Source organism: Subtercola boreus, assembly GCF_006716115.1.
Taxonomy (GTDB): Bacteria; Actinomycetota; Actinomycetes; order Actinomycetales; family Microbacteriaceae; genus Subtercola; species Subtercola boreus.
On sequence record NZ_VFOO01000001.1, the window covers coordinates 1444057 to 1467702 of the forward strand.

18 protein-coding genes and 1 pseudogene are annotated in these 23646 nt (G+C 68.6%); 4 read left to right on the top strand and 15 right to left on the bottom strand.

The annotated features are described in order from the left end of the window. Window positions 1-5: 5 nt before the first annotated feature. The 9 genes from murD to FB464_RS06775 form a co-directional block, all read right to left on the bottom strand. Window positions 6-1496 (bottom strand): UDP-N-acetylmuramoyl-L-alanine--D-glutamate ligase, encoded by a 1491-nt coding sequence (gene murD / locus FB464_RS06735; RefSeq protein ID WP_116414546.1) that lies wholly within the window; start codon window positions 1494-1496, stop codon window positions 6-8. Continuing rightward, complete coding sequence (gene mraY, locus FB464_RS06740; protein WP_116414545.1) at window positions 1478-2575, bottom strand: phospho-N-acetylmuramoyl-pentapeptide-transferase; 1098 nt, start codon at window positions 2573-2575, stop codon at window positions 1478-1480. The genes murD and mraY overlap by 19 nt, the downstream gene beginning before the upstream one ends. Then, entirely contained in the window at window positions 2572-3999 is a 1428-nt protein-coding gene (locus tag FB464_RS06745) for a UDP-N-acetylmuramoyl-tripeptide--D-alanyl-D-alanine ligase (RefSeq protein ID WP_116414544.1), read from the bottom strand. Before FB464_RS06745 ends, mraY begins: the two co-directional genes overlap by 4 nt. 4 nt (window positions 4000-4003) lie before the next feature. Beyond that, a complete protein-coding gene (locus FB464_RS06750; protein ID WP_116414543.1) occupies window positions 4004-5545 on the bottom strand; it encodes a Mur ligase family protein in 1542 nt (513 codons plus the stop codon). Window positions 5546-5561: 16 nt separating this feature from the next. Then, on the bottom strand, window positions 5562-7343 hold the full coding sequence (locus FB464_RS06755) for a peptidoglycan D,D-transpeptidase FtsI family protein (RefSeq protein ID WP_246092958.1): 1782 nt from the start codon (window positions 7341-7343) through the stop codon (window positions 5562-5564). Between the two features lie 71 nt (window positions 7344-7414). After that, window positions 7415-8116 (bottom strand): cell division protein FtsL, encoded by a 702-nt coding sequence (gene ftsL, locus FB464_RS06760; protein WP_116414542.1) that lies wholly within the window; start codon window positions 8114-8116, stop codon window positions 7415-7417. Next, window positions 8113-9066: a 16S rRNA (cytosine(1402)-N(4))-methyltransferase RsmH gene (gene rsmH, locus FB464_RS06765; RefSeq protein WP_116414541.1), complete on the bottom strand. Its 954-nt coding sequence runs from the start codon at window positions 9064-9066 to the stop codon at window positions 8113-8115. Before rsmH ends, ftsL begins: the two co-directional genes overlap by 4 nt. 107 nt (window positions 9067-9173) lie before the next feature. After that, the gene (gene mraZ, locus FB464_RS06770) at window positions 9174-9605 is read right to left on the bottom strand and encodes a division/cell wall cluster transcriptional repressor MraZ (RefSeq protein WP_116414540.1); all 432 of its coding nucleotides are present in this window, start codon (window positions 9603-9605) and stop codon (window positions 9174-9176) included. 179 nt (window positions 9606-9784) lie between these two features. After that, entirely contained in the window at window positions 9785-10198 is a 414-nt protein-coding gene (locus tag FB464_RS06775) for a DUF3040 domain-containing protein (protein ID WP_116414539.1), read from the bottom strand. Between the two features lie 112 nt (window positions 10199-10310). Between FB464_RS06775 and FB464_RS06780 the strand changes: the two genes are divergently transcribed. Beyond that, a complete protein-coding gene (locus tag FB464_RS06780; protein WP_116414538.1) occupies window positions 10311-11441 on the top strand; it encodes a polyprenyl synthetase family protein in 1131 nt (376 codons plus the stop codon). A gap of 11 nt (window positions 11442-11452) precedes the next feature. On the opposite strand, the gene FB464_RS06785 is transcribed toward FB464_RS06780, so the two are convergent. Further along, on the bottom strand, window positions 11453-11794 hold the full coding sequence (locus tag FB464_RS06785; RefSeq protein WP_116414537.1) for an Rv2175c family DNA-binding protein: 342 nt from the start codon (window positions 11792-11794) through the stop codon (window positions 11453-11455). 147 nt (window positions 11795-11941) lie between these two features. On the opposite strand from FB464_RS06785, the pseudogene FB464_RS20165 reads away from it, so the two are divergent. Continuing rightward, a pseudogene (locus tag FB464_RS20165) lies at window positions 11942-12743 on the top strand (protein kinase domain-containing protein); the annotation flags it as partial. Window positions 12744-12841: 98 nt separating this feature from the next. Beyond that, the gene (locus FB464_RS20170; protein WP_246093169.1) at window positions 12842-14416 is read left to right on the top strand and encodes a Stk1 family PASTA domain-containing Ser/Thr kinase; all 1575 of its coding nucleotides are present in this window, start codon (window positions 12842-12844) and stop codon (window positions 14414-14416) included. Between the two features lie 133 nt (window positions 14417-14549). Here FB464_RS20170 and FB464_RS06795 read toward each other — a convergent pair whose 3' ends face one another. The 3 genes from FB464_RS06795 to FB464_RS06805 are packed head-to-tail and all read right to left on the bottom strand — an operon-like array spanning window position 14550 to window position 17638. Continuing rightward, window positions 14550-15932, bottom strand: a complete 1383-nt coding sequence (locus FB464_RS06795; protein ID WP_425472404.1) for a class II 3-deoxy-7-phosphoheptulonate synthase — start codon at window positions 15930-15932, stop codon at window positions 14550-14552. Window positions 15933-15959: 27 nt separating this feature from the next. Further along, window positions 15960-16646 carry a lysophospholipid acyltransferase family protein gene (locus tag FB464_RS06800; RefSeq protein ID WP_116414535.1) on the bottom strand — a complete coding sequence of 229 codons (687 nt, stop codon included), beginning with the start codon at window positions 16644-16646 and terminating at the stop codon, window positions 15960-15962. 44 nt (window positions 16647-16690) lie between these two features. Further along, the gene (locus tag FB464_RS06805) at window positions 16691-17638 is read right to left on the bottom strand and encodes an ROK family glucokinase (protein WP_116414534.1); all 948 of its coding nucleotides are present in this window, start codon (window positions 17636-17638) and stop codon (window positions 16691-16693) included. Between the two features lie 128 nt (window positions 17639-17766). Here FB464_RS06805 and FB464_RS06810 point away from each other — a divergent pair, with 128 nt between their 5' ends. Next, the gene (locus tag FB464_RS06810) at window positions 17767-19593 is read left to right on the top strand and encodes an AMP-dependent synthetase/ligase (RefSeq protein ID WP_116414533.1); all 1827 of its coding nucleotides are present in this window, start codon (window positions 17767-17769) and stop codon (window positions 19591-19593) included. Window positions 19594-19623: 30 nt separating this feature from the next. Here the strand turns inward: FB464_RS06810 and FB464_RS06815 are convergent, their stop codons facing one another. Next, on the bottom strand, window positions 19624-20115 hold the full coding sequence (locus tag FB464_RS06815) for a peptide deformylase (protein ID WP_116414532.1): 492 nt from the start codon (window positions 20113-20115) through the stop codon (window positions 19624-19626). Window positions 20116-20230: 115 nt separating this feature from the next. Next, window positions 20231-23638 carry a pyruvate carboxylase gene (locus FB464_RS06820; protein ID WP_116414531.1) on the bottom strand — a complete coding sequence of 1136 codons (3408 nt, stop codon included), beginning with the start codon at window positions 23636-23638 and terminating at the stop codon, window positions 20231-20233. Between the last annotated feature and the right edge of the window lie 8 nt (window positions 23639-23646).

The following is a 23646-nucleotide window of genomic DNA, read 5'->3' on the forward strand; positions in this document are numbered from 1 at the left end:
GTTCGTCAGCTGCCCCCACCTCCAAGATGTTCACGTACGGCACGGGCAAAGTGATCGCCCCGGTCGGAGTAGTCGACGAACTGGTCCATCGATGCTGCAGCCGGAGCCAGCAGCACCACGTCCCCGGGTTCTGCTGCGGCGGACGCCAGCCGCACAGCGGTCGACATCACCCCTTCAGTCTCTGTGCCGTCGACCTCGAACAGGGGCACCCCGGGGGCGTGTCGTTCGAATGCGTTCCTGAGAGCTTCCCGATCCACACCGATCAGCACGACGGCCCGGAGCTTCGATGCCCGGGACTTCACCAGCGGCTCGATGTCGACGCCCTTCAGCAGCCCGCCGGCGATCCAGACCACCGATTCGAAGGCTCCGAGCGAAGCGTCGGCGGCATGCGCGTTCGTGGCCTTGGAGTCGTTGACCCACGTGATGCCGCCGGCCGTCGCCACCTGTTCGATGCGGTGCCGGTCGAGTTCGAAGGTCGCCAGCGCGGCCCGCACGGCCTCGATGGGGACGCCCATCGACCGCGCGAGCGCGCTGGCGGCGAGGATGTTCGCCACGGTGTGGGGCGCCGCGAGCCCCCGCTCGGCCAAGGCGGTCACGGTCGTGATCTCGAGCGCCGTCGTGCGGCGGTCGTCGGTGAACGCCCGGTCGCAGAGGATGCCGTCGACCACGCCGAAGTCACTGAGCCCCGGCACCCCGAGTCCGAAGCCGATGGCGCGCGCGCCCTCGACGACCTCGGCCTCCTCGACCATGGCGATGGTGCGTGCATCCGACCGGTTGTAGACGCAGGCAACCCGGGTGTTCGTGTAGACGCGGGCCTTCGCCGCGGCGTAGGCCTCGGCCGAACCGTGCCAGTCGAGGTGGTCGTCGGCGACGTTCAGGCAGACGGCGGCGTACGGCGACATGCTCGAGGTGGAGTGCAGTTGGTAGCTGGAGAGTTCGACGACCAGCACATCGAAACCCTGCGGGTCACGGATGGCGTCGAGGATCGGGATCCCGATGTTGCCGCAGGGAGCCGCCCGCAACCCGCCCGCGACGAGCATCGTCGCGGTCAGCTGGGTCGTGGTGGTCTTGCCGTTGGTGCCGGTGATGGCGATCCACTCGGCAGGCGTGCCCACCTTGTCGCGGAGCCGCCAGGCGAGCTCCACGTCACCCCAGACAGGGATGCCCGAGGCCTCAGCCCAGACGAGTACCGGATGATCGGGGTGGAAGCCGGGCGAGACGACCAGCACCTCAGGGGCCAGGTCGACGAGTGCGGCGGGAGGAGCATCCAGAACCGCGTCGAGCACGAGCCCGGCACCGATCACCTCGACGAGCCGCACCTGGGAGTCGTCGGCGCGCTGGGCAACGACGAGCACGGAGGCGCCGAGCTCCACGAGCGTGTCGGCGACCGAGAAACCAGTCTTGCCAAGGCCCAGCACGCCGACCCGGAGGCCGGTCCAGTCGGAGTGCCAGCTGGTCAGTGAGTCGAGTCTGTCAGTCAATCCTGCAGGATCCATTCGAGGTAGAAGGCGCCCACGCCCGCTGCCACGCAGAGGCCGGCGATGATCCAGAAGCGCACGACGATCGTGACTTCGGCCCAGCCCTTCACCTCGAAGTGGTGGTGCAGCGGGCTGGCACGCCAGATGCGTTTGCCGCCGGTGAGCCGGAAGTAGGTGAGCTGCACCACGACCTGGCCGGCGACGATCACGAAGATGCCGCCGATCAGGATGAGCAGCAGCTCGGTGCGGCTCTCGATGGCCAGGGCGGCCAGGGCCCCGCCGATCGCCAGCGAGCCCGTGTCGCCGAGGAAGATCTTCGCGGGATTGGTGTTCCACCACAGAAAGCCGACGAGAGCGCCCGCGATCGCCGCCGCGATGACGGCCAGGTCGAGCGGCTGGTTAACGTTGTAGCACTTGAACGCCACATCGGGGTCGAGCGTCAGGCTCGCGCACGACTGGTTGGCCTGCCAGAAACCGATGATGACGAACGAGCCGATGGCGAGGATCGCGGATCCGGGGGCGAGGCCGTCGAGCCCGTCGGTGAGGTTCACCGCGTTCGACGTCGCGAGCACGATGAGCACGATCCAGAGCACGAAGGCGATGGTGCCCGCGATCACGCCCCACTGCAGGAAATCGAAGTCGAGGTCACGGATCGCCGAGATGTGCGTGGAGGCGACGGTGAACCCGTTCGGCCCCGTCAGGTTCATCGCCAGCAGCGCGAAACTGCCACCGACGAGCAGCTGGCCGATCAGTTTCGCGGTCGGGCCGAGGCCGAGGCTCCGGCGGTTGCGCACCTTCAGGAAGTCATCGACGAACCCGACGATGCCGAGGCCGACCATCATGAACAGCACCAGCAGCACAGAGATCGAGGGCGGGTTGCCGGTGACCAGCAGCGCCCCGAAATACCCGAACAGAGTCGCGAGGATGATCACGATGCCGCCCATCGTGGGCGTTCCGCGCTTGACCTGGTGGGAGGCCGGGCCGTCGATGTTGATGTACTGGCCCCAGGCCAGCTTCTTGAACAGCCGGATGAAGACCGGCGTCATGAACAGCGAGAAGACCATCGACAGGCCGCCCGCACCGATGAGTGTGATCATGCGAAGTGCTCCCCCAGCCTGTCGCCGAGGAACCGCAGTCCCGCCGAGTTGGACGACTTGACCAGCACGACATCGCCCGAACGCAGCTCCCCTTCGAGCAGAGCGTACGCCTCGTCTGCCGTGTCGAAGAACGCCGACTCGCCGTCCCACGAACCCTCGTGGGTCGCGGCGAGGTGGAGCGCACGGGCGCCCTCGCCCACCACGAAGACACGCTCGATGCCGAGCCGCACGATGGTGCGCCCGATCCGGTCGTGCTCTTCGAGGGAGAACTCGCCGAGCTCGCTCATCTCGCCGAGAATGGCGACGCGCCGGATGCCCGGGCCGGAGATCTGGGCGAGGGTCTTCAGTCCCGCGAGCATGGAGTCGGGGCTGGCGTTGTAGGCGTCGTTGATGATGGTGACGCCCTGCGTTCCGGGCAGCACCTCCATGCGCCAGCGCTCGGCGCGCGTGACGGACTCCAGCCCGGCCACGATGGCGTGAAGCGGCACGCCGACGGTGTGCGCGACGGCTGCCGCGGCCAGGGCGTTGGTGACGTGGTGCTCACCGAGCACGCTGAAGTGCACGCGCTGTGATTCGCCGGTCGGCAGGGTGAGGGTGAAGTCGGTTCCCGCGGTGGTCTGCACGAGGTCGGCTGCCCGCACCCCCGCATTCGTGTCGAGGCCGAACCACAGCACCTCGGCCCGGGTCTTGTCTGCCATGCTCTCGACCCGGTAGTCGTCGAGGTTCAGCACCGCGACATCCGTCGGCAGCAGGTCGGTGACCATCTCGGTCTTCGTGGCGAGCGTCTTCTCGATGCCGCCGAACTCACCGGCGTGGGCGAGGCCCACGGTGAGCACGACGCCGATGTCGGGGCGCGCCATCCGCACCAGCCGGGTGATCTCGCCGGGCGCGCTCGCGCCCATCTCGGCGACCAGGAAGCGGGTCTCCGGCTCGACCTTCAGCATCGTCAGCGGCGCGCCGACCTCGTTGTTGAACGAGTCGCGCGGGGCGATGGTCGGCCCCTGTCGCTCGAGGATGGTGCGGAGGAGGTTCTTCGTGGTGGTCTTGCCGTTCGAGCCGGTGATGCCGATGACGGTCAGCACGCCGAGCTCGCGGATGCGGCGGATGACCTCGGTGGCCAGCATCCCGAGCGCCTCGACCGAGTTCGCGACCACGATCTGCGGAACGGTGAGATCGTCGATGACGTGCTCGACGATGACGAGGTCGGCGCCGTTCGCCACGGCCGCCGGAACGTAGAGGTGCCCGTCGCTGAACTCGCCGGGCTTCGCCACGAAGATGCCGCCGGGCACGATCTCCCGCGAATCGGTGTCGACCGCACCGTTCACGACGGAGACCTCGGAGGTGCCCTCCTGCACGGCGTGGTCGCCGAGCACAAGGGTGCCGCCGATCGTGCGGGCGATGTCGTCGAGTGTCAGGTCGAGCATGGTTCTACAGCCATCCGGATTCGTGGAGCGCGAGACGGGCGTCGTCTCTCGCCGAGTAGGGAATGTGAACGCCGGCGACCTCGTGGTAGTCCTCGTGGCCGGGGCCCGCGTAGAGGATCGCGTCACCGGGGCCGGCGATCGAGAGGGCCTTGCGGAAGGCGTCGCGCGGGTCGGCGACCTCGTACAGCTCGCCCTCGGGCACGGCGGCGCGCGCCGCGTCGACGAGCACCTTGCGGATCGCTGCAGGGTCTTCGCTCCGCGGGTGGAAGTCGGTCACGACGACCGCGTCGGAGAGGCGGGCGGCGATCTGACCCATCTCGACCCGCTTCGACGGGTCACGGTCACCGTCTGCCCCGAAGAGCATGATGATGCGGCCGTCCGTCACCCGGCGGAGCGAGTCGAGGGTGCTGGTGAACGCGTCGGGGCTGTGGCCGTAGTCGATGAAGACGGCGGGGCCGGAGTTGGCGATGCGCTCTGCCCGGCCCGGGATGTAGACGTCGATGCCACCGCCCTGGCCGAGGGCTGCGGCGATGTCGGCCAGCGGGTAGCCCGCATCGACCAGCATCACGAGCGCCAGCGCGGCGTTCTCGGCCATGTGCCGACCGAGCACCGGGATCGACGTCGTGATCGACAGGTTGTCGGGTCCGTTCAGGATGAAGCGGGTCTCGTCGATCGACTCGCGGAGGATCGCGGCGTACCAGTCGGCCGCCTTGCCCGGGTAGGTCGAGAGCTGGGTGACCGGGATGGTCGCGGCCCGGGCGAGCCGCGTGCCCCACTCGCTGTCGTTGATCACCACGCCGCGCTTCGCTCGCTCGGCGGTGAACAGCGGCACCTTCGCCTCGAAGTACTTCTGCATGGTGCCGTAGTCGTCGAGGTGGTCGTGGGTCAGGTTCGTGAACCCCACGACGTCGAAGACGATGCCGTCGACGCGGTGGCGGGTGAGCGCCTGCGCCGAGGTCTCGATGATGACGGCTTCGGCGTCGGCCTCCCGCATGCGGGCGAGGAGGCCGTGCACCTCCGTCGCCTCGGGGGTGGTGAGCGCGCTCGTCACAGCCCAGTCGCCGATCCGCCGCTCGGCGGTGGTGCTGAGGCCGGAGAGCACACCGAGCTGCCGCAGGATGGCCTCGAGGATGTAGGCGACGCTGGTCTTGCCGTTGGTGCCGGTGACACCGAAGAGCACGGGAGCGTAGTCCGCCGTCTGGTAGACCCACGCCGAGAGCGCGCCGAGGGCGGCCCGGGGTTCGGCGGTGACGAGCACGGGCAACCCTGACTGCGCGGCGAGGGCGAGGCCCTGGGCATCCGTCACGATCGCGACCGCACCCTTCTCGCGGGCGTCGTCGACGAACTGGGCTCCGTGCGCGTGCACCCCGGCGAGCCCGACGTACAGGTCGCCCTGCTGCACTGTCTTCGACGACAGAGTGATGCCTGTGACCCGGAGGCCCTCGATGTCGCCGTGCACGTCGAGACCGAACTGGCCGGCCAGTTCGGAGACGAGGCGAGCATCGGGACGTTCGGGTCGCAGCCCTGACTTGTCCCCTGTCGTCACCTGGCTCCTCGCGAGATCAATAGCTGGTCGGGTATTCGACCGCGGGAACCGTAGAAGGCGCCACACGGTACTTCTGGAGCACCTGCGACATGATCTTCTGGAAGACCGGAGCGGCAGCTGAACCGTTAGTAATCGTAACCGGCTTCATCAGGTTGACCGAAACGACGTACTGCGGGTTCTCCGCCGGAGCGAGGCCCGCGACACTCGTCAGGTACCCTCCGCCGTAGGCGCCCTCGCCGTTGCTGACCTCTGCCGTACCCGTCTTCGCAGCGATGTTGTAGCCCGGAATCTTCAGCAGGTCGGCGGCATAACCACCCGACACGACGCTCTGCATCATGTTGACCGTCTCCTGCGCGGCGGTCTGCGAGACGACCTGCTCGCCCTGGGTGCTCGGCGTCTCGGTCATCGTGCCGTCAGCGGCCCTGCAGCCCGCGACGAGGGAGACGGGCATCCGCACGCCGCCGTTGCCGAGGGTCTGGTAGATGCTGGCGACCTGCACGGCCGTGGTGGTGAGACCCTGGCCGAAGGCGGTGTTCCAGAGGGTCTGTTCGTCCCACTCGGCGGGGGTGCGGATGGTGCCCTCCGACTCGCCCGGGAAGTTCACTTCGCTCGTCTCACCGAGGTGGAACTTCTTCATGTAGTCGAAGCGCTGCTGGTCGGTGAGCATCGAACTCAGCAGAGAGATACCGACGTTGGACGAGGTCTGGATGATTCCGGTGAGGGTCATCGGATCGGCACCGTGCGACTCGTCGTCGGTGATGACCGCCCCGCCCGGGGTCTTGTAGCGCTGAGGCACGATCGTGCCCGTGGTCGGCGTACTCTTGCCCGCGTCGATGATGGTCGCCGCGGACTCCGACTTGAACGTCGAACCCGGCTCGAACGGGCTCGAGAACGCGATGGCGCCCCAGAAACCGGGGTCGGTCGCGTCGAGGTTGTTGGGGTCGGGTGTCGGGTACTGGGCGACCGTGAGGAGTTTGCCGGTCTTCACCTCGGTGACGACCACGCTCCCCCACTGGGCGCCGGTCGACGTCACCTGCTGCGCGAGCACCTGCTGGGCGTAGTACTGCAGGTCGCTGTCGATCGTGGTCACGACGGTCGAGCCGTCGACCGGCTCCTTGTCGAGCACCGTGGTGTTCGGGATCGCGACGCCATCGGCGCCCTTCTCATAGGTCTGCAGGCCGTCGGAACCGGCGAGGCACTGGTTCTCCTTCTCCTCCAGCCCCCCGGTGCCGGTGAGGGCGCCGGTGTCGTCGTTGCCCATGTAGCCCACGATGTTGCCGGCGACGCTGCCGTTCGGGTACACCCGTTGCGGCGACGTCTCGTAGTAGAGCCACGGGATGCCGAGGGCCACGACGGCGCGGTACTTGTCGAGGTCGAGGTCCTTGACGATCATGGCGTACGACGAGGTGCGGTCGGCCGTCAGCAGCGCGTACACCTGGTCGGCGGTCTGCCCGGTGATGGCAGCGATCTTCGCCGAGGCGTCGGTCGGGGTGACATCGGGAAGGTCGGCACCGGTCGTGGGGTCGGTGGGGGTGTAGTCCGCGACATCCTTCGGCGACGCCGTCACGTTGTACCGGATGACCGTGGTGGCCAGGATCACACCGTTCGAGTCGACGATGTCGCCGCGCGGGCCGTAGATCGACTGGCCGACCGAGAGCTTGTCGTACGACTGAGCGTTCAGGTCGCTCGCCTGCACCACCTGGATGTCGACGAGTTTCACCACCAGCACAGCGACCAGGGCGGCGATCACGACGATGGAGAGGGCCACGCGGTTGCGTGTGGTGCGTGAACTGCTCACGGGTGCGGTGTCCTAACGGGTGAGGTTCAGTGGGTCGAGGTTCAGTGCGTCGAGGTTCAGTGGGTCGAGGTTCAGTGCGTCGTCGGGGCCGGAAGCTGGCCCTGCCACGGTACTGCGGCAGCTGCTGCAGCTGCGGGAGGCGCGCTCGGAGCGCCGACGGGCGTGCCTGCGGTGGTCGCGGGGGTGCCTGCCGTGGTCGCCGGGGCAGCGGCGGCAGCAGCGGTGGCAGCAGCCGACGCGGCAGTTGCGGCCGCAGCCGTCAGCGCGTTCGGCACCAGCGAAGGCTGCCCGTTCGTGAGCGAGCCCGAAGCCGCCGTGGCCGTCGTGGGCGTGCCGAGTACGGCTCCGTCGGAGAGCCGCAGGTAGGCGGGATGCACGTTGGCCACCATGCCGAGCGACTCCGCGCTGGCGGCGAGGCTCTGCGGTGCACTCAGGCCGTCGAGCTGCTCGGTGAGGGCGCTGTTGGAGCGGTCGACCTCCTTCTGCTGGGTCTGCAGCGACGAGATCTCGTACGCGCCGTTCGAGAGACCGATGCTCAGCATCAGCTGCGCCACGACGATAGAGAACACTCCGACCACGACGACGGCCGCATAGGCGAGCTTGGGCTTCCGGCGCCGGAGCACCCCGCGGGCGGCGATGCTGAACGGTGAAGCGGGCTTCACGGGCGGCGAGTAGTCCCCGAGGAACGCATCGTCGAACGGGTCGACATACGGGTCGGCGACAGCTGTGGCGGCTGTGGAGATCCGGGGACGGGACGGGGCGACACTGGTCATGATGCGACTCTCACTCGCTCAGCCGCGCGGAGACGCACGGGGGTGGATCGGGGGTTGGCGGCCTTCTCGTCCTCGGTGGCGAGTTCGGCCCCTCTGACGAGGAGGCGCAGCTGCGCCTGGTGCTCGGGGAGCTCCACCGGCAGGCCCGGCGGAGTGGAGGAAGTGGTGGCGGCCGCGAGAGCACGCTTCACGATGCGGTCTTCGAGCGACTGGTACGACAGCACGACCATCCGGCCGCCGAGCGCCAGCGACTCGATCGCCCGGGGAACGACCTCCTCGAGCGATGCCAGTTCCTGGTTGACCTCGATGCGGAGCGCCTGGAAGACGCGTTTGGCCGGGTGGCCCTGGCGGGCGAGCGCCGCCGGGGTCGCCTTCGAGAGCAGGTCGACGAGCTGGGCCGAGCGCACGAGACGGGTCTCGCCCCGGCGCTCGACGATGCGACGCGCGAACCGGGAGGCGAGGCGTTCTTCGCCGTACTCCCAGAAGATGCGCCGCAGATCGTGCTCCGAGTACTCGGCGAGGATCTCTTCCGCGGTCAGTTCCGCGGTGCCGTCCATGCGCATGTCGAGCGGGGCATCCTTCGAGTAGGCGAAGCCCCGCTCGGCCCGATCCAGTTGCATCGACGACACGCCCAGGTCGAGCAGGATGCCCTGCACGGTGTCGTAGCCGAGGCCCTGCAGGGCATCCCGGATCTCGTCGTACCGGCAGTGCACGAGCTTCGCCCGCTCGCCGAACGGCGCGAGCCGCTCCCCCGCCAGCGCGAGCGCCTCGGGGTCGCGGTCCAGACCCACGAGGGTGAGGTTCGGGAAGCGGGTGAGGAACGCCTCGGCGTGGCCGCCGAGCCCGAGGGTGCCGTCGACGAGCACGGCCCCGTCGACCTCGATGGCCGGGCGGAGCAACTCGATCGACCGTTCGAGCATGACGGGGGTGTGGATGCGGGAGATCTCCATGAATGACGGGTTCCGGCGGGCCGTGTCCCCTGATCCCCATCCGAGTCGACCTGGCACCGGGGAAGTGTGCCAGGGCGAACGGCTGGGAGTCACGGGACGCGGATGCGTCAGAAGAGTCCCGGGATCACCTCCTCGTCGGTCTCGGAGAAGGCGGCTTCCTGTTCGGCGAGGTAGGTCTCCCATGCCTCGGCGTCCCAGATCTCGGCCCGCGACCCCGCCCCGATCACGACGAGGTCGCGGTCGAGGCCGGCGTAGCTGCGAAGTGGTGCCGGCACAGTGACCCGGTGCTGGCTGTCGGGGTTCTCCGCACTCGCGCCGGACAGGAACACGCGGAGGTAGTCACGCGCCTTCTTGTCGGTCACGGGAGCCTGGCGGATCTTTTCGTGCACGGCCTCGAATTCCCGCGTGGAGAACACGTAGATGCAGTGCTCCTGCCCACGGGTCATGACGACGCCGCTCGAGAGTTCTTCGCGGAACTTGGCCGGGAGGATGATGCGCCCTTTGTCGTCGAGCTTGGGGGTGTAGGTACCAAGGAACATGCTCCTTCACTCCCCTCATTTCCGGCCAGACTGCGGGTGTGACTCCACGCTACTCCACTTCCCTCCACTTTGCTGGTGTTTTCCTCCACTGACGCGCCGATCCCTCCATTTGGGCACAAAAAAAGACCGGCCCGTGGGGGGGCCGGTCTTCTCTGAAGCTCTTCTGGTGGGTTCTGCTGTTACTCGTTCTTGTCGTTGCGGTCGTCCCAGCGGTCGTTCAGGCGATCCATGAAGCCTGCCCGGTTCGCCGTGCCACGCCGTGAGCCGGTGGCGCCGGAAGCACCGGGGCCGTTTGCGCCGGATGCCGACCCGCCGCCGCGGAGCCTGCCGAGGGACTTGGTCGGCCGAAGGGCGACGAGCACGCCGGTGAACATCACGGCGAAGCCCAGGATGCCGACCAGCGGGATGTGGATGACCACACCGACGATCACGACGGCGAGCCCGACGATGGCCAACAGCACACCGAGTACCAGCGAGCTGTAACTCAGGCGCCCTCGCCCGGCACCGACAGCCGACACGAAATCGGCGTCATTGTGATAGAGACTGCGCTCCATCTCATCGAGGAGCTTCTGCTCTTGCTCCGAAAGCGGCATTTCATTCACCTCTAGGTTCGGTTCGACCGTAGTCCGCAGCTCATCGTGGGCGTGATCCGAATGGTACCGCGCCGTCAAATGATACTGCTGCGATCGTAGCTAGGCTAGGCGCGTGACTGAAAGTACACGCCTGACGAAGTTCGTCGACACCAACATCGTCGACTTCCTCACTGACCGTGATCCCATTCTCGTCTCTATCGCGAACGAATTGGCTCCTTTCGGCCAATTTTCGCGGAATCTTCTCAGCGGAGGCAAGCGCTTCCGCGCCCAGTTCTGCTATTGGGGCTGGCGCTCGGTGCTGGAGCCCGACATCCGGAGCGCGGAGCACGCCACCGGCTACGGTTCCGGGCCGGGCGAGACGGAGTTCCGGGCCCTGGTGGGGCTCTGCACGGCACTCGAGTTCTTCCACGCAGCGGCCCTTGTGCACGACGACATCATCGACAACTCCGACACCCGGCGGGGCATGCCGGCGGCGCATCGCCGGTTCGAAGAACTGCACACGTCTGCGGGATTCTCCGGCAACGCCGCCTCCTACGGCCGGGCCAGCGCCATCCTGATGGGCGACCTGCTGCTCGCCTGGAGTGACGAGCTCGTCGGCGACGCGCTCGATGCCCTCGAGCCGGCCGCGCGCACGGCCACGCGCCGGGAGTTCAACAGCATGCGGGTCGAGGTGACCCTCGGCCAGTACCTCGACGTACTGGAGGAGAGCGCCTGGCCCGTCGTGCCCGAAGCGGAACTGCTCCCCCGCGCCGAACGGGTCATCGTCTACAAGTCGGCGAAGTACAGCGTCGAGGCACCCCTTGTGCTCGGCGCACGCCTGCACGGAGCATCCGAAGCCCAGGTCACGGCCCTCCGCGCGTTCGGCCTGCCGCTCGGAATCGCCTTCCAGCTGCGGGATGACCTGCTCGGCGTCTTCGGAGACAGCGCCCGCACGGGCAAGCCGTCGGGCGACGACCTCCGGGAGGGCAAGCGCACAGTGCTCGTCGCCCTCGCCCGGCAGACCCTCTCCTCGGGCAGCCGCCGCATCTTCGACGAGATGCTCGGCGACCCCGACCTCACGGCTGAGCAGATCGCGACGCTCCAGGCGACCATCACCGACAGCGGCGCAGCCGACCGGGTGGAATCGCTGATCGCCCGCCACGTCGACGACGCCCTCACCGCGCTGGCCGCGGCGCCGCTCGCCGAGCCCGCCAGGATCGAACTCGCCGGGCTCGCGCGGAAGATCACCGAGCGCGACGCGTAGAAGGAGAAGGTCTAGCCGAGGGCCTGGGCGATGCGCCTGACCTCGGCCTTCCGACCCGCCAGCAGGGCGTCGATGGGGGCGACTCCGAGCGAATCCTCGGGTTCGAGCATCCACTCCATCATCTCGTCGTTCGAGAAGCCGCTGTCGTTCAGCACGATGATCGTGCCCTTCAGCTCACTCATCGGGGCATCGTCGACGATGAAGACCTCCGGCACGGAGAGGATGCCGTCCCGCCGGACGGCGAGCAGGGAACGCTCCTCGATGAGCTTCCGTACTCTGCTGATGGTGGTGCCGAACCGGTCGGCGAGGTCGGGAACAGTCAGCCAGGTCCGGCCTTCAGAAGTGTCACTCACCCGACAAGAATGGCACGGCGACGGGCCGGGGCGACAATCCCTTGAAATCTCGATTCGGTAGCGGTATCGGCTCCGGCTATGTCTTTACAGGGATCGGCGCTCTCTTCGATTTACAATCGGGGCGTGACCAGCGCGCCCACCGACCCCATGATCGATCGTCTCGTCGACGGTCGATACCAGGTCGTCTCGCGCATCGCCCGCGGCGGCATGGCGACGGTCTACGTCGCGAACGACCTGCGGCTCGACCGGCGCGTCGCCATCAAGATCATGCACGGTCACCTCGCCGACGACGAGGCCTTCCGCGAACGGTTCGTGCAGGAGGCCCGATCGGCGGCGCGCCTCGCCCACCCGAACGTGGTCAGCGTCTTCGACCAGGGCCAGCACGAAGAGATGGCCTTCATGGTCATGGAGTACCTGCCGGGCATGACACTCCGCGACCTGCTGAAGGACTACGGCCGGCTCACCACCGAGCAGACCCTCGACATCATGGAGGCGGTGCTCGGTGGGCTCGCGGCCGCGCACAAGGCCGGCATCGTGCACCGCGACGTCAAACCCGAGAACGTACTGCTGGCCGACGACGGCCGCATCAAGATCGGCGACTTCGGGCTGGCGCGTGCGGCATCCGCGAACACGGCGACCGGGCAGGCGCTGCTCGGAACCATCGCGTACCTCTCCCCCGAACTGCTGACGCGCGGCGTCGCGGATGCCCGGAGCGACCTCTACGCGGCAGGCATCATGATGTACGAGATGCTGGTCGGCGAGCAGCCCTACCTCGGTGAGCAGCCGATGCAGATCGCGTTCCAGCACGCCAACGAGACAGTTCCGGCCCCGTCGGTGCGCATCGCGGGCATCCCCGGCGAGGTCGACGACCTGGTGGCGTGGGCGACGGCGAAGAGTCCGGATGACCGGCCGCACGATGCGCGCGACCTCCTCGAGCGGCTGCTGGAGGCCGAGGCGGCCGTTGCGTCCTCGGCGCGGCAGGCGGTTGCTGGTTCGCGGGGGATGGCCGCACCCACGGCGCAGACGACGGTGATGCCCGCCGGGATGATGACGGGGCTGAACGGGCGGCTGGGGGCGGGCGCCGTCGCGGCCGGTGGTGCAGCCGCCGCTGGTGGCGCGGCCGGTGCGGGACGCGGTTCCGGAAGTGACTTCGGCGACGAGACGGGGCGCTACGACGGGCACGGCTTCGGCGACGATGACGGTCTGACCGGGTTCGACGACGCCGACGAGAGCGAGACGCAGGTGCTCCGGCCGCAGAACGCCCGCGGTGGACGTCGCGCTGCTGCACGGGCGGCGAAGGCGCGGGCGGCCGCGGGTCTGGCCGCCGGTGCGGCTGCCTCAGGTGGTTACGGTGCGAACGGCGCGACTGCGGCTGCCGGCGGTGTTGGTGCCGCGGGCGCCAGTGCGGCCGGGTACGGCGCAGCCGGTGCGGCGGGTGGCGCCGGCTACCGTGCGGGCGCGACGGGACTCGCCGCTCCCGGGACGACGGGTCGGGCGCCGGGAGCGCCGGGCGGCACGACAGGTTTTGCTCCGGGGTTCGGCGCGCCGGGCCTCCACCCCGGCGCGCGGGCATCGGCCCCGGGTGCCCCGAGCCCGGCTCACGCGCCGGCGGCACCCTCTTCCGCGACATCCGATCGTCGGGGTGCGGTTGCGGGTGCGCCCGCCGACCCGGCAGGCCGGCCGGGCGGCTCGGTCGAGAAGCTCCAGGCGCGAGCCGGCCGGCGGAAGAAGCGTGGCTGGATCATCCTGCTGCTCGTCATCATCCTGGTCGCGGCCGGCGGCGGGGCGGGCTGGTACTTCAGCTCGGGCCCCGGCGGTCACGTCACCGTGCCCTCGCTCACCGAGCAGTCCCCGGCCGATGCCACCGCGACCCTCCAGGCGCTTGGCCTGCAGGTCGCCGAACCGGAGTCGGCGACCAGCCCGACCGTGCCCGCCGGCAGCCTGGTCGGCACCGACCCCGGTGACGGCCAGGCGGTTCCGAACGGTTCGACCATCTCGCTCGTCATCTCAGCGGGCCCGGCCCAACTGACCGTGCCGCCCCTCGTCGGTTCGATGCAGGACGCCGCGACCGCCGCCGTCTCCGGCCTCTTCACGGTCGCCGGAACGCAGGGCCAGTTCGCGGGCGACGTCGCAGCCGGCACCGTGATGCAGGCGCTCGGCGCCGACGGCCAGCCCCTCGGCAGCACCTACGGCGAACAGCAGCCGATCACCTTCGTCGTGTCGCTCGGCGGCATCCCCGACGTGGTGGGGAAGTCCCCCGCCGACGCGACCGCCGCCCTCGGTGCCGTGAACCTCCAGACGACGACCGGATCCTCCGACTACAGCGAGACCATCGCCGAGGGCGACGTCATCTCCGTTGGCCTCCCGCCGTCGCCCGTCGTGCCCGGCAACACCATCACATTGAACACGTCGAAGGGTCCGGCGCCTGTGCCGGTTCCGGATGTCGCGGGCAAGAACTGGGCGGACGCCAAAGCCGCCCTCCAGGCCGCCGGATTCACCCTCCGGTACAGCCAGTACGCCGACCTCGCCCCGGCTGCCTTCGTCGTGAGCAGTACGGACCCCGCCGCGGGCACCACCCTCGACCGCGGTTCGAGCGTCGCGGTCAGCTTCGCGGGCTTCTGACCCGGGCGCCCCGCCCGACGCCGCGCGCGACCGCGCGAATCGGCGTCGATCGGCCAGCACGCGGCCGTATGGCGGCCCGTCCCCGCTGATCCTCGCCCGTTCGAAGCGCCTGATACACAGGCAGCGAAGCGCGCTACAGCGGGAGCTTCGCCCCGCGGAGCTCCTCCGCGACCAGGAACGCCAGCTCGAGCGACTGCATGTGGTTCAGGCGCGGGTCGCAGAGCGACTCGTAGCGGGTCGAGAGCGTGGCCTCGTCGATGTGCTCCGATCCGCCGAGGCACTCGGTGACGTCGTCGCCGGTGAGTTCGACGTGGATGCCGCCCGGGTGCGTTCCCGCAGCGCGGTGCGCCTCGAAGAAGCCCTTGACCTCGTCGACCACGTCGTCGAAGCGGCGGGTCTTGTAGCCGTTGGGCGTGGTGAGCCCGTTGCCGTGCATCGGATCGGTGACCCAGAGTGGTGTGGCGTCCGAGGCCTTGATGGCTTCGAGCAGCGGAGGCAGGGCATCCCGGATCTTGCCGGCACCCATGCGGGTGATGAACGTGAGGCGCCCGGGCTCCCGGAGAGGATCGAGCTTGTCGATGAGCCTCATCATGTCGTCGGCCGAGGTCGACGGGCCGAGCTTCACGCCGATCGGGTTCCGCACCCGCGAGAGGAAGTCGATGTGCGCCCCGTCGAGGTCGCGCGTGCGCTCCCCGATCCACTGGAAGTGACTCGACGTGTTGTACGGCAGCCCCGTGCGGGAGTCGATGCGCGTCATCGGCCGCTCGTAGTCGAACAGCAGCGCCTCGTGGGCCGTGTAGAACTCGGTGCGCTTCAGCGCCTCGAAGTCTGCGCCGCAGGCGATCATGAACCGGATGGCGCGGTCGATCTCGCGCGCCAGGTCTTCGTAGCGGGCGTTCGCCGGGTTCGACGTGAAGCCCTTGTTCCAGTGGTGCACCTCGCGGAGGTCGGCGAAACCGCCCTGCGTGAAGGCCCGGATCAGGTTCAGCGTCGACGCGGAGGTGTGGTACCCCTCGACGAGTCGCTGGGGGTCGGGCGTTCGCGATTCGGGCGTGAAGTCGTACCCGTTGACGATGTCGCCGCGGTACGCGGGCAGGGTCACGCCGCCGCGCGTCTCGGTGTCGCTCGACCGGGGCTTCGCGAACTGCCCGGCCATGCGCCCCATCTTGATGACGGGCATGGAGGCGCCGTAGGTCAGCACGACGGCCATCTGCAGCACCGTCTTGATGCGGTTGCGGATCTGGTCGGCCGTGGCACCGGCATAGGTCTCGGCGCAGTCGCCGCCCTGCAGCAGGAAGGCCTGGCCCGACGCAGCGGTCGCGAGCCGGTCGCGCAGCGTGTCGACCTCGCCCGCGAAGACGAGCGGGGGGAACTTCGAGATCTGCGCCGAGGCGGCTTCGACCGCGCCGCGATCCGGCCACTCCGGCTGCTGCTTCGCAACGAGTCCGCGCCAGTTGTCGAGCCCGTCGATCACCGAGCTCTCGGCTTCGACGACACGTTCAGACAGATCTATCACTACAGCACTCTTCTCGAAGGGGATGGCTCACCGGGACACCCGCGTGCGCTTCTCCTTCACAGAAGTCGCGTACACATCGGAGTATTCCTGACCGCTGATGCGGTGCAGTTCGTACATGATCTCGTCGGTGATGGAACGGAGCACGAACCGGTCGGATTCCATGCCTTCGAACCTAGAGAAATCTAGCGGCTCACCGAAAACGATGCCAATCCGGCGGATGTGGATGCCCGAACCCACCGTCATCACCTTCTCGGTGTCGATCATGGCGACCGGGATGATCGGCACCCCCGCCTCGAGCACCATCCGTGCCACGCCGGTGCGGCCGCGGTACATCTTGGCGTCAGGGCTCCGGGTGCCCTCGGGGTAGATGCCGAGCAGGTCGCCCTTGCCGAGCACCTCGAGCCCGGTGTTGAGCGACGCCTCCGAGGCCTTGCCGCCGGAGCGGTCGATCGGCAGCTGCCCGGTGGCGGTGAAGAAGAGTTTGACGAGCCAGCCCTTCAGGCCCTTGCCCGTGAAGTACTCGCTCTTCGCGAGGAAGCTGACCCTCCGGTCCATCATCAGCGGAAGGAACACGCTGTCGGCGAAGGAGAGGTGGTTGCTCGCGAGGATGGCGCCGCCGGTCTTCGGCACGTTCTCCATGCCCCTGACCCAGGGACGGAACACGGCCTTCACGATCGGGCCGGCCACTATGTACTTCATGAACCAGTAAAACATCGTCGTCCTTGCGTCTGCCCTCGATTCTAGAGGAACGGTTCCGGTCAGATCGACTCGGCGTAGAGGCGTGCGAGGTCGGCTGCGCCCACGACGCCCGCGTCGTTGACCAACTCGGCGATGCGGAACTCGGGCTCGGGGTGGAAGCCCCGGGCGGGCAGCACGTCGAGGTACGCCGAACGGATCGGGTCGAGCAGCAGGTCCCCCGCCTGCGCGACCCCCCCACCGATGACGAAGAGCTGCGGGTCGAGAACGGCACCGAGGCTGGCCGACGCCTGACCCAGCCAGTGCCCGAGGGTGCGGAGGGCCAGGAGCGCACCGGGGTCCCCGGCCTGGATGAGCTCGCTCACGTCGAGACCGGTCAGTTCGCCGACGCGCCGCCGGGCATCCGCGAGGCCGATGCCGATGCCGCCCGCGTCAGCGAGCTCGTTCGCGGTGCGGAGGAGGGCGCGGCCCGATCCGTACTGCTCGATGCAGCCGCGCGCGCCGCAGCCGCAGGGCAGGCCGTCGGGGACGACCCGGAGGTGCCCGAGTTCGGCTGCAGCGCCGAACCCGCCGCGGAACAGCTTGTCGCCGGAGACGATCGCCCCACCCACGCCGGTGCCGATGGTGAGGATGACCATGTCGCTGACGAGCCGGCCCGCGCCGAACCGGAACTCCGCCCAGCCCGCGGCGTTCGCATCGTTCTCGACGATGATGTGCTTGTGCAGGCGCCGCTCGAGTTTCTCGCGGAAGGGTTCGTTCCGCCAGGCGATGTTGGGAGCGTAGTAGACGGTCGACTGTGCGGCGTCGATGAACCCCGCTGCGGCGACGCCGACGGCCTCGACCTCGGCGCCCTCGGAGAGTCGCTCGACCATCTCGACGACGGCGTCTTCTATGAGTTGCGGATTGTGAGCCGTGGTCGGTTGCCTGTCGTAGCGCAGGATGGTCCCCAGCTCGTCGACGAGCGCGCCCGCGATCTTCGTTCCGCCAATGTCGATTCCTATGGCTTGCACAGAGCCATCTTCCCTGTCTCCGGGTACCTCTGTCGAATCATCCGTTCGTTCCCGCCTGATGATCCGCCCACCGTCGCCTGGGATCGGCCACCGGTAGACTCGACCGGTAAGGAACCGAAGGAGTTACCGTGGACCAGTTCGTCGCCCCCGCCGTCGTTGCAGCCGATCCCGAAGCCAACGCGACCGACCTGCTGGTCAAGCGGGTCGCCCTGACGCCCGATGCGCCGCTGTTCGCCGTGCCGTCGGCAACCGGTGGCTGGACGGATGTCTCGGGGGCCGAGTTCCTCGCCCAGGTGCGCGCTCTCGCCAAGGGCCTCATCGCCGCCGGCATCGAGCCCGGTGACAAGATCGGGCTGATGTGCCGCACCCGCTACGAGTGGACGCTGATCGACTTCGCGACCTGGTTCGCGGGCGCCGTCCTGGTGCCGGTGTACGAGACGTCCTCTCCCTCACAGGTGCAATGGAGCCTCAGCGACTCCGGCGCCGTCGCGGTGCTGGTCGAGACGCCCGACCACTTCGCCCGCTTCGACGAGGTGCGCGCCGACCTGCCGGGCGTCGCGAAGGTCTGGCAGATCGGGCTCGGCGACCTCGACAAGATCGTCGCCGGCGGCACGGGCGTCGACGACGCCGAGGTCGAACGCCGCCGGTCGCTTGCGAAGGGCAGCGACCTCGCGACCCTCATCTACACCTCGGGCACGATGGGGCGCCCGAAGGGCTGCATCCTCACCCACTCCAACTTCGTGGAACTCTCCCGGAACGCTGCCGTCAAGCTCTCCGACGTCGTCAACGACGGCGCATCCACCCTGCTGTTCATCACGACGGCGCACGTCTTCGCCCGGTTCATCGCGATCATCTGCGTGCACGCCGGCGTGAAGGTCGGCCACCAGGCCGACACGAAGCAGCTCCTGCCCGCGCTCGGGTCGTTCAAGCCGACCTTCCTGCTCGCGGTTCCGCGGGTGTTCGAGAAGGTCTACAACTCGTCCGAGCAGAAGGCGGAGGGTGGCGGCCGCGGCAAGATCTTCCGCCAGGCTGCCGCCGTGGCGGTGGCTCACTCCGAAGCGCTCGACACGGGTTCGGTACCGCTGGGGCTGAAGATCAGGTTCGCCCTCTACGACCGCCTCGTCTACTCGAAGCTCCGCGCCGCGCTCGGCGGCCGCACCAAGTACGCCGTCTCCGGCTCCGCTCCCCTCGGGCACCGCCTCGGGCACTTCTACCGGAGCCTCGGCATCACGATCCTCGAGGGTTACGGCCTCACTGAGACCACGGCGCCCGCCACCGTGAACCTGACCGACCAGTTCAAGCTCGACACCGTCGGTCCGCCGCTGCCCGGGGTGGGCATCCGGATCGCCGAAGACGGCGAGGTGCAGGTCTCCGGCATCAACGTCTTCGCCGGGTACTGGAACAACGAGAAGGCGACCGCCGAGGCGATGGATGGCGAGTGGTTCCGCACCGGCGACATCGGTGCGCTCGACAGCGACGGCTTCCTCACCATCACCGGCCGCAAGAAGGAGATCATCGTCACCGCCGGCGGCAAGAACGTCGCACCGGCCGTGCTCGAGGATCCGATCCGCGCGAACCCGCTGGTCGGCCAGGTCGTCGTGGTCGGCGACCAGAAGCCGTTCATCTCGGCGCTCGTGACCCTCGACACCGAGATGCTGCCCGTCTGGCTCGGCAACCACGGCGAGAACAAGGACATGACGCTCTCCGCCGCCTCGCAGAACCCCGCGGTGCTCGCCGAGATCCAGCGGGCCGTGGATGCTGCGAACGCCACGGTCTCGAGGGCGGAGTCGATCCGCAAATTCGTCGTGCTGCCCTCAGACCTCACGGAGGAGAGCGGTCACCTCACGCCGAAGCTCACCATCAAGCGGAGCGTGATCGTTGCGGACTTCACCGACGTGATCGAGCGCATGTACTCCAGCGCCCCGGCCACCGAGGGCATCTCCGTCGTGCACTGACTCCCGCCGCGCGAGGCGGGGACGCGCGGGTCAGAACCAGTCGGACTCGCGCACCTCGCGCATCGCCTGGCGACGGGTCGGCTTGTCGAGGCGGTCGAGGTAGAGCATCCCGTCGAGGTGATCGGTCTCGTGCTGCAGCGCCTGAGCGAGCACACCGGTGCCCGACACCTCGACCTCTTCGCCGTCGAGGTTCAGCCCGACAGCCCGCGCGAACGGGTGGCGGAGCGTCTTGAACCAGAGGTTCGGCACCGAGAGGCAGCCCTCGTCCATCAGCACGGGCTCGCCCGACACCTCCACGAGGCGCGGGTTCAGCAGGTAGCCGAGCTCGCCGTCGACGTTGTAGCTGAACGCGCGGAGGTTCACCCCGATCTGCGCGGCGGCCACGCCCGCACGGCCCGGGAGTCGCACTGAGTCGAGCAGGTCATCCACCAGAGCTCGCACCCGGTCGTCGATGACGCCGATCTCGTCGGAAACGGTCTTGAGAACGGGATCTCCGAAGATGCGGATCTCGCGGGCAGTCACAGGCGGCACTCCTTGCAGATGGGTCACCTTCGATTTTACGGGATACCCCTGCGTCACACTTTGCGGCGTGCCGCGCTGGAAGCGGGCGCCTGTTCAGGGCGCCCGCCGCGCTAACTCAGTTCTCGACGACGACGAGGAGGTCGCCCGCCTCGACCTGCTGCGTTGTGGGGATCGCGAGCCGGCGTACCGTGCCGCCGACCGGTGACGTGATCGCCGCCTCCATCTTCATCGCCTCGATGGTGGCGATGGCGTCGCCGGCCGCGATGACCGAGCCCTCTTCGACTTTCAGCGTGACCACGCCCGAGAAGGGTGCCGCGACGTGGCCGGGGCGCGAGGCATCCGCCTTCTCCGCCTGGGTGACCGTGACCTTCACGTTCTGATCCCGCACCTGCACCGGCCGCAGCTGGCCGTTCAGGATCGTCATCACCGCACGCATGCCCTTCTCGTCGACCTCGCCGATCGCCTCGAGGCCGATGAACAGCTGCACGCCCGGCGAGAGTTCGACGACATGCTCGTCGCCCTGCTGCAGCCCGAACAGATAGTCGGCCGTCTCGATGACCGAAAGGTCGCCGTAGGTCTCGCGCTGCTGCTCGAACGTGGCTGTCGGACCGGGGAAGAGCAGCCGGTTGAGCGTCGAGCGACGGTCGGTGGATGTCGCGTCGGGACCGATGAGGGCCTTGTCGTCGTCGCTGACCTCCTTCACCCCGATCTTGACGGTCTTGCCCTCGAGGACTTTCGAGCGGAAGGGTTCCGGCCAGCCGCCCGGCAGATCGCCGAGCTCCCCCGCCATGAATCCGATCACCGAATCGGGGATGTCGTAGTTGCCCGGGTTGGCCTCGAAATCGGCCGGGTCGGCGCCGACGGCCGCGAGGTGCAGGGCGAGGTCGCCGACGACCTTCGACGACGGGGTGACCTTCGGGATGCGGCCGAGGATGCTGTTGGCCGCGGCGTACAGGTCCTCGATCTTCTCGAAATGGTCGGCCAGGCCGAGCGCGATGGCCTGCTGGCGCAGGTTCGAGAGCTGGCCGCCCGGGATCTCGTGCTTGTAGACGCGGCCGGTGGGACCCGGGAGTCCGGACTCGAACGGACGGTACAGCTCCCGCACGGCCTCCCAGTACGGCTCCAGGTCGCTGACGGCCTGCAGGGACAGGCCGGTGTCGCGCTCGGTGTGGGCGAGCGCGGCGACGAGAGCGGAGGCGCTGGGCTGTGACGTGGTGCCCGACATCGGTGCACTCGCGACATCCACAGCGTCGGCGCCCGCACGGCTCGCGGCCAGCAGCGTCGCGAGCTGGCCGCCGGCGGTGTCGTGGGTGTGCACGTGCACGGGGACGTCGAAGTTCTCGCGGAACGCCGCCACCAGCTTCTCGGCCGCGAACGGGCGGAGGAGCCCGGCCATGTCCTTGATCGCGAGGATGTGCGCACCGGCACCGACGATCTCCTCGGCGAGCCTCAGGTAGTAGTCGAGCGTGTACAGGTCTTCGGCCGGGTCGAGCAGGTCGCCGGTGTAGCAGACCGCCACCTCGGCGAGCGTGCTGCCCGTGGCGAGCACCGACTCGATCGCGGGGCGCATCTGGTTCACGTCGTTCAGCGCGTCGAAGATGCGGAAGATGTCGACCCCGGTGGATGCCGCCTCCTTCACGAAGGCGTCGGTGACCTCAGTCGGGTACGGCGTGTAGCCGACGGTGTTGCGGCCCCTGAGCAGCATCTGGATGTTGATGTTCGGCAGGGCCTCCCGGAGCGCGGCGAGCCGCTCCCACGGGTCCTCACCGAGGAAGCGCAGGGCGACGTCGTACGTCGCTCCACCCCAGGCCTCGACACTCAGCAGCTCGGGGGTCATGCGAGCGACATAGGGGGCAACCGCCAGGAGGTCTTTTGTGCGGACCCGCGTGGCGAGCAGGCTCTGGTGGGCATCCCGGAACGTCGTCTCGGTGACGCCGAGGGCCGTCTGCGCGCGGAGGTCGGCGGCGAAACCGACCGGCCCGAGGGCGAGCAGGCGCTGGCGCGAGCCGTCGGGGGCGGGGGCCTGCAGGTCGATCTCCGGCAGTTTCGCGGCGGGGTTCACCGACCCGACACGCTTGCCGTTCGGCTGGTTCACCGTGACGTCGGCCAACCAGTTGACGATCTTCGACCCGCGGTCTTTCGACACGTGGGTGGCGAACAGCTGCGGGCGCTCCTCGATGAACGCCGTGCTGAGGTCGCCGGCCTCGAACGACGGGTCTTCGAGCACCGCCTGGAGGAACGGGATGTTCGTGGAGACGCCGCGGATGCGGAACTCGGCCAGCGCCCGCTTCGACCGCCTGACGGCCGCCTTGAAGTCCCGTCCGCGGCAGGTGAGCTTCACCAGCATCGAGTCGAAGTGCGGGCTGATCTGGGCGCCCGCGGCGACGGTACCGCCGTCGAGCCGGATGCCCGAACCGCCCGGTGAGCGGTACGTCGTGATCTTGCCCGTGTCGGGCCGGAACCCGGCGTTCGGGTCTTCGGTGGTGATGCGGCACTGCAGCGCGGCGCCGCGGAGCACGATACGGTCCTGGGTGAGACCGAGTTCCTCGAGGCTCGCGCCCGAGGCGATGAGCATCTGCGACTGCACCAGGTCGACATCCGTGACCTCCTCGGTCACCGTGTGCTCCACCTGGATGCGCGGGTTCATCTCGATGAAGACGTGCTCGCCCGCGCGGTCACCGACCGTGTCGACCAGGAACTCGACCGTTCCCGCGTTCACGTAGTTGATCGACTTCGCGAACTTGATCGCGTCGCTGTGCAGCGCCTCGCGGAGTTCGTCGCTGATGTTCGGGGCCGGCGCGATCTCGACGACCTTCTGGTTGCGGCGCTGCACCGAGCAGTCCCGCTCGAAGAGGTGGATCGTGTTGCCCTGCGTGTCGGCCAGGATCTGCACCTCGATGTGCCGCGGCCGGAGCACGGCCTGCTCGAGGAACATCGTCGGATCGCCGAAAGCACTGTCGGCCTCGCGCATCGCGGCCTCGAGCGCGCCCCGCAGCTCGTCTTTCGACTCGACCCGGCGCATCCCGCGCCCGCCGCCGCCGGCGACCGCCTTGGCGAAGATCGGGAAACCGATGTCGTCAGCCCCGGCGAGCAGTTCCTCGATGTCGCGGGTGGCGGGAGTGGAACGGAGCACGGGCACGCCGGCCGCGATCGCATGCTCCTTCGCGGTGACCTTGTTGCCCGCCATCTCGAGCACGTCGTTCGCCGGGCCGATGAACGTGATCCCGGCCGCGGCCGCGGCGGAGGCGAGCTCGGGGTTCTCACTGAGGAACCCGTAGCCCGGGTAGATCGCGTCGGCACCCGACTCCTTCGCAACGCGGATGATCTCGCTCACGTTGAGGTAGGCGCGAACGGGATGCCCGATCTCGCCGATCTGGTAGGCCTCGTCTGCCTTCAGGCGGTGCATGGAGTTGCGGTCTTCGTAGGGGAAGACGGCGACGGTCTTGGCCCCGAGCTCATACGCGGCGCGGAAAGCGCGGATCGCGATCTCTCCTCGATTGGCAACCAGGATCTTGGCGAACATACGGTCCT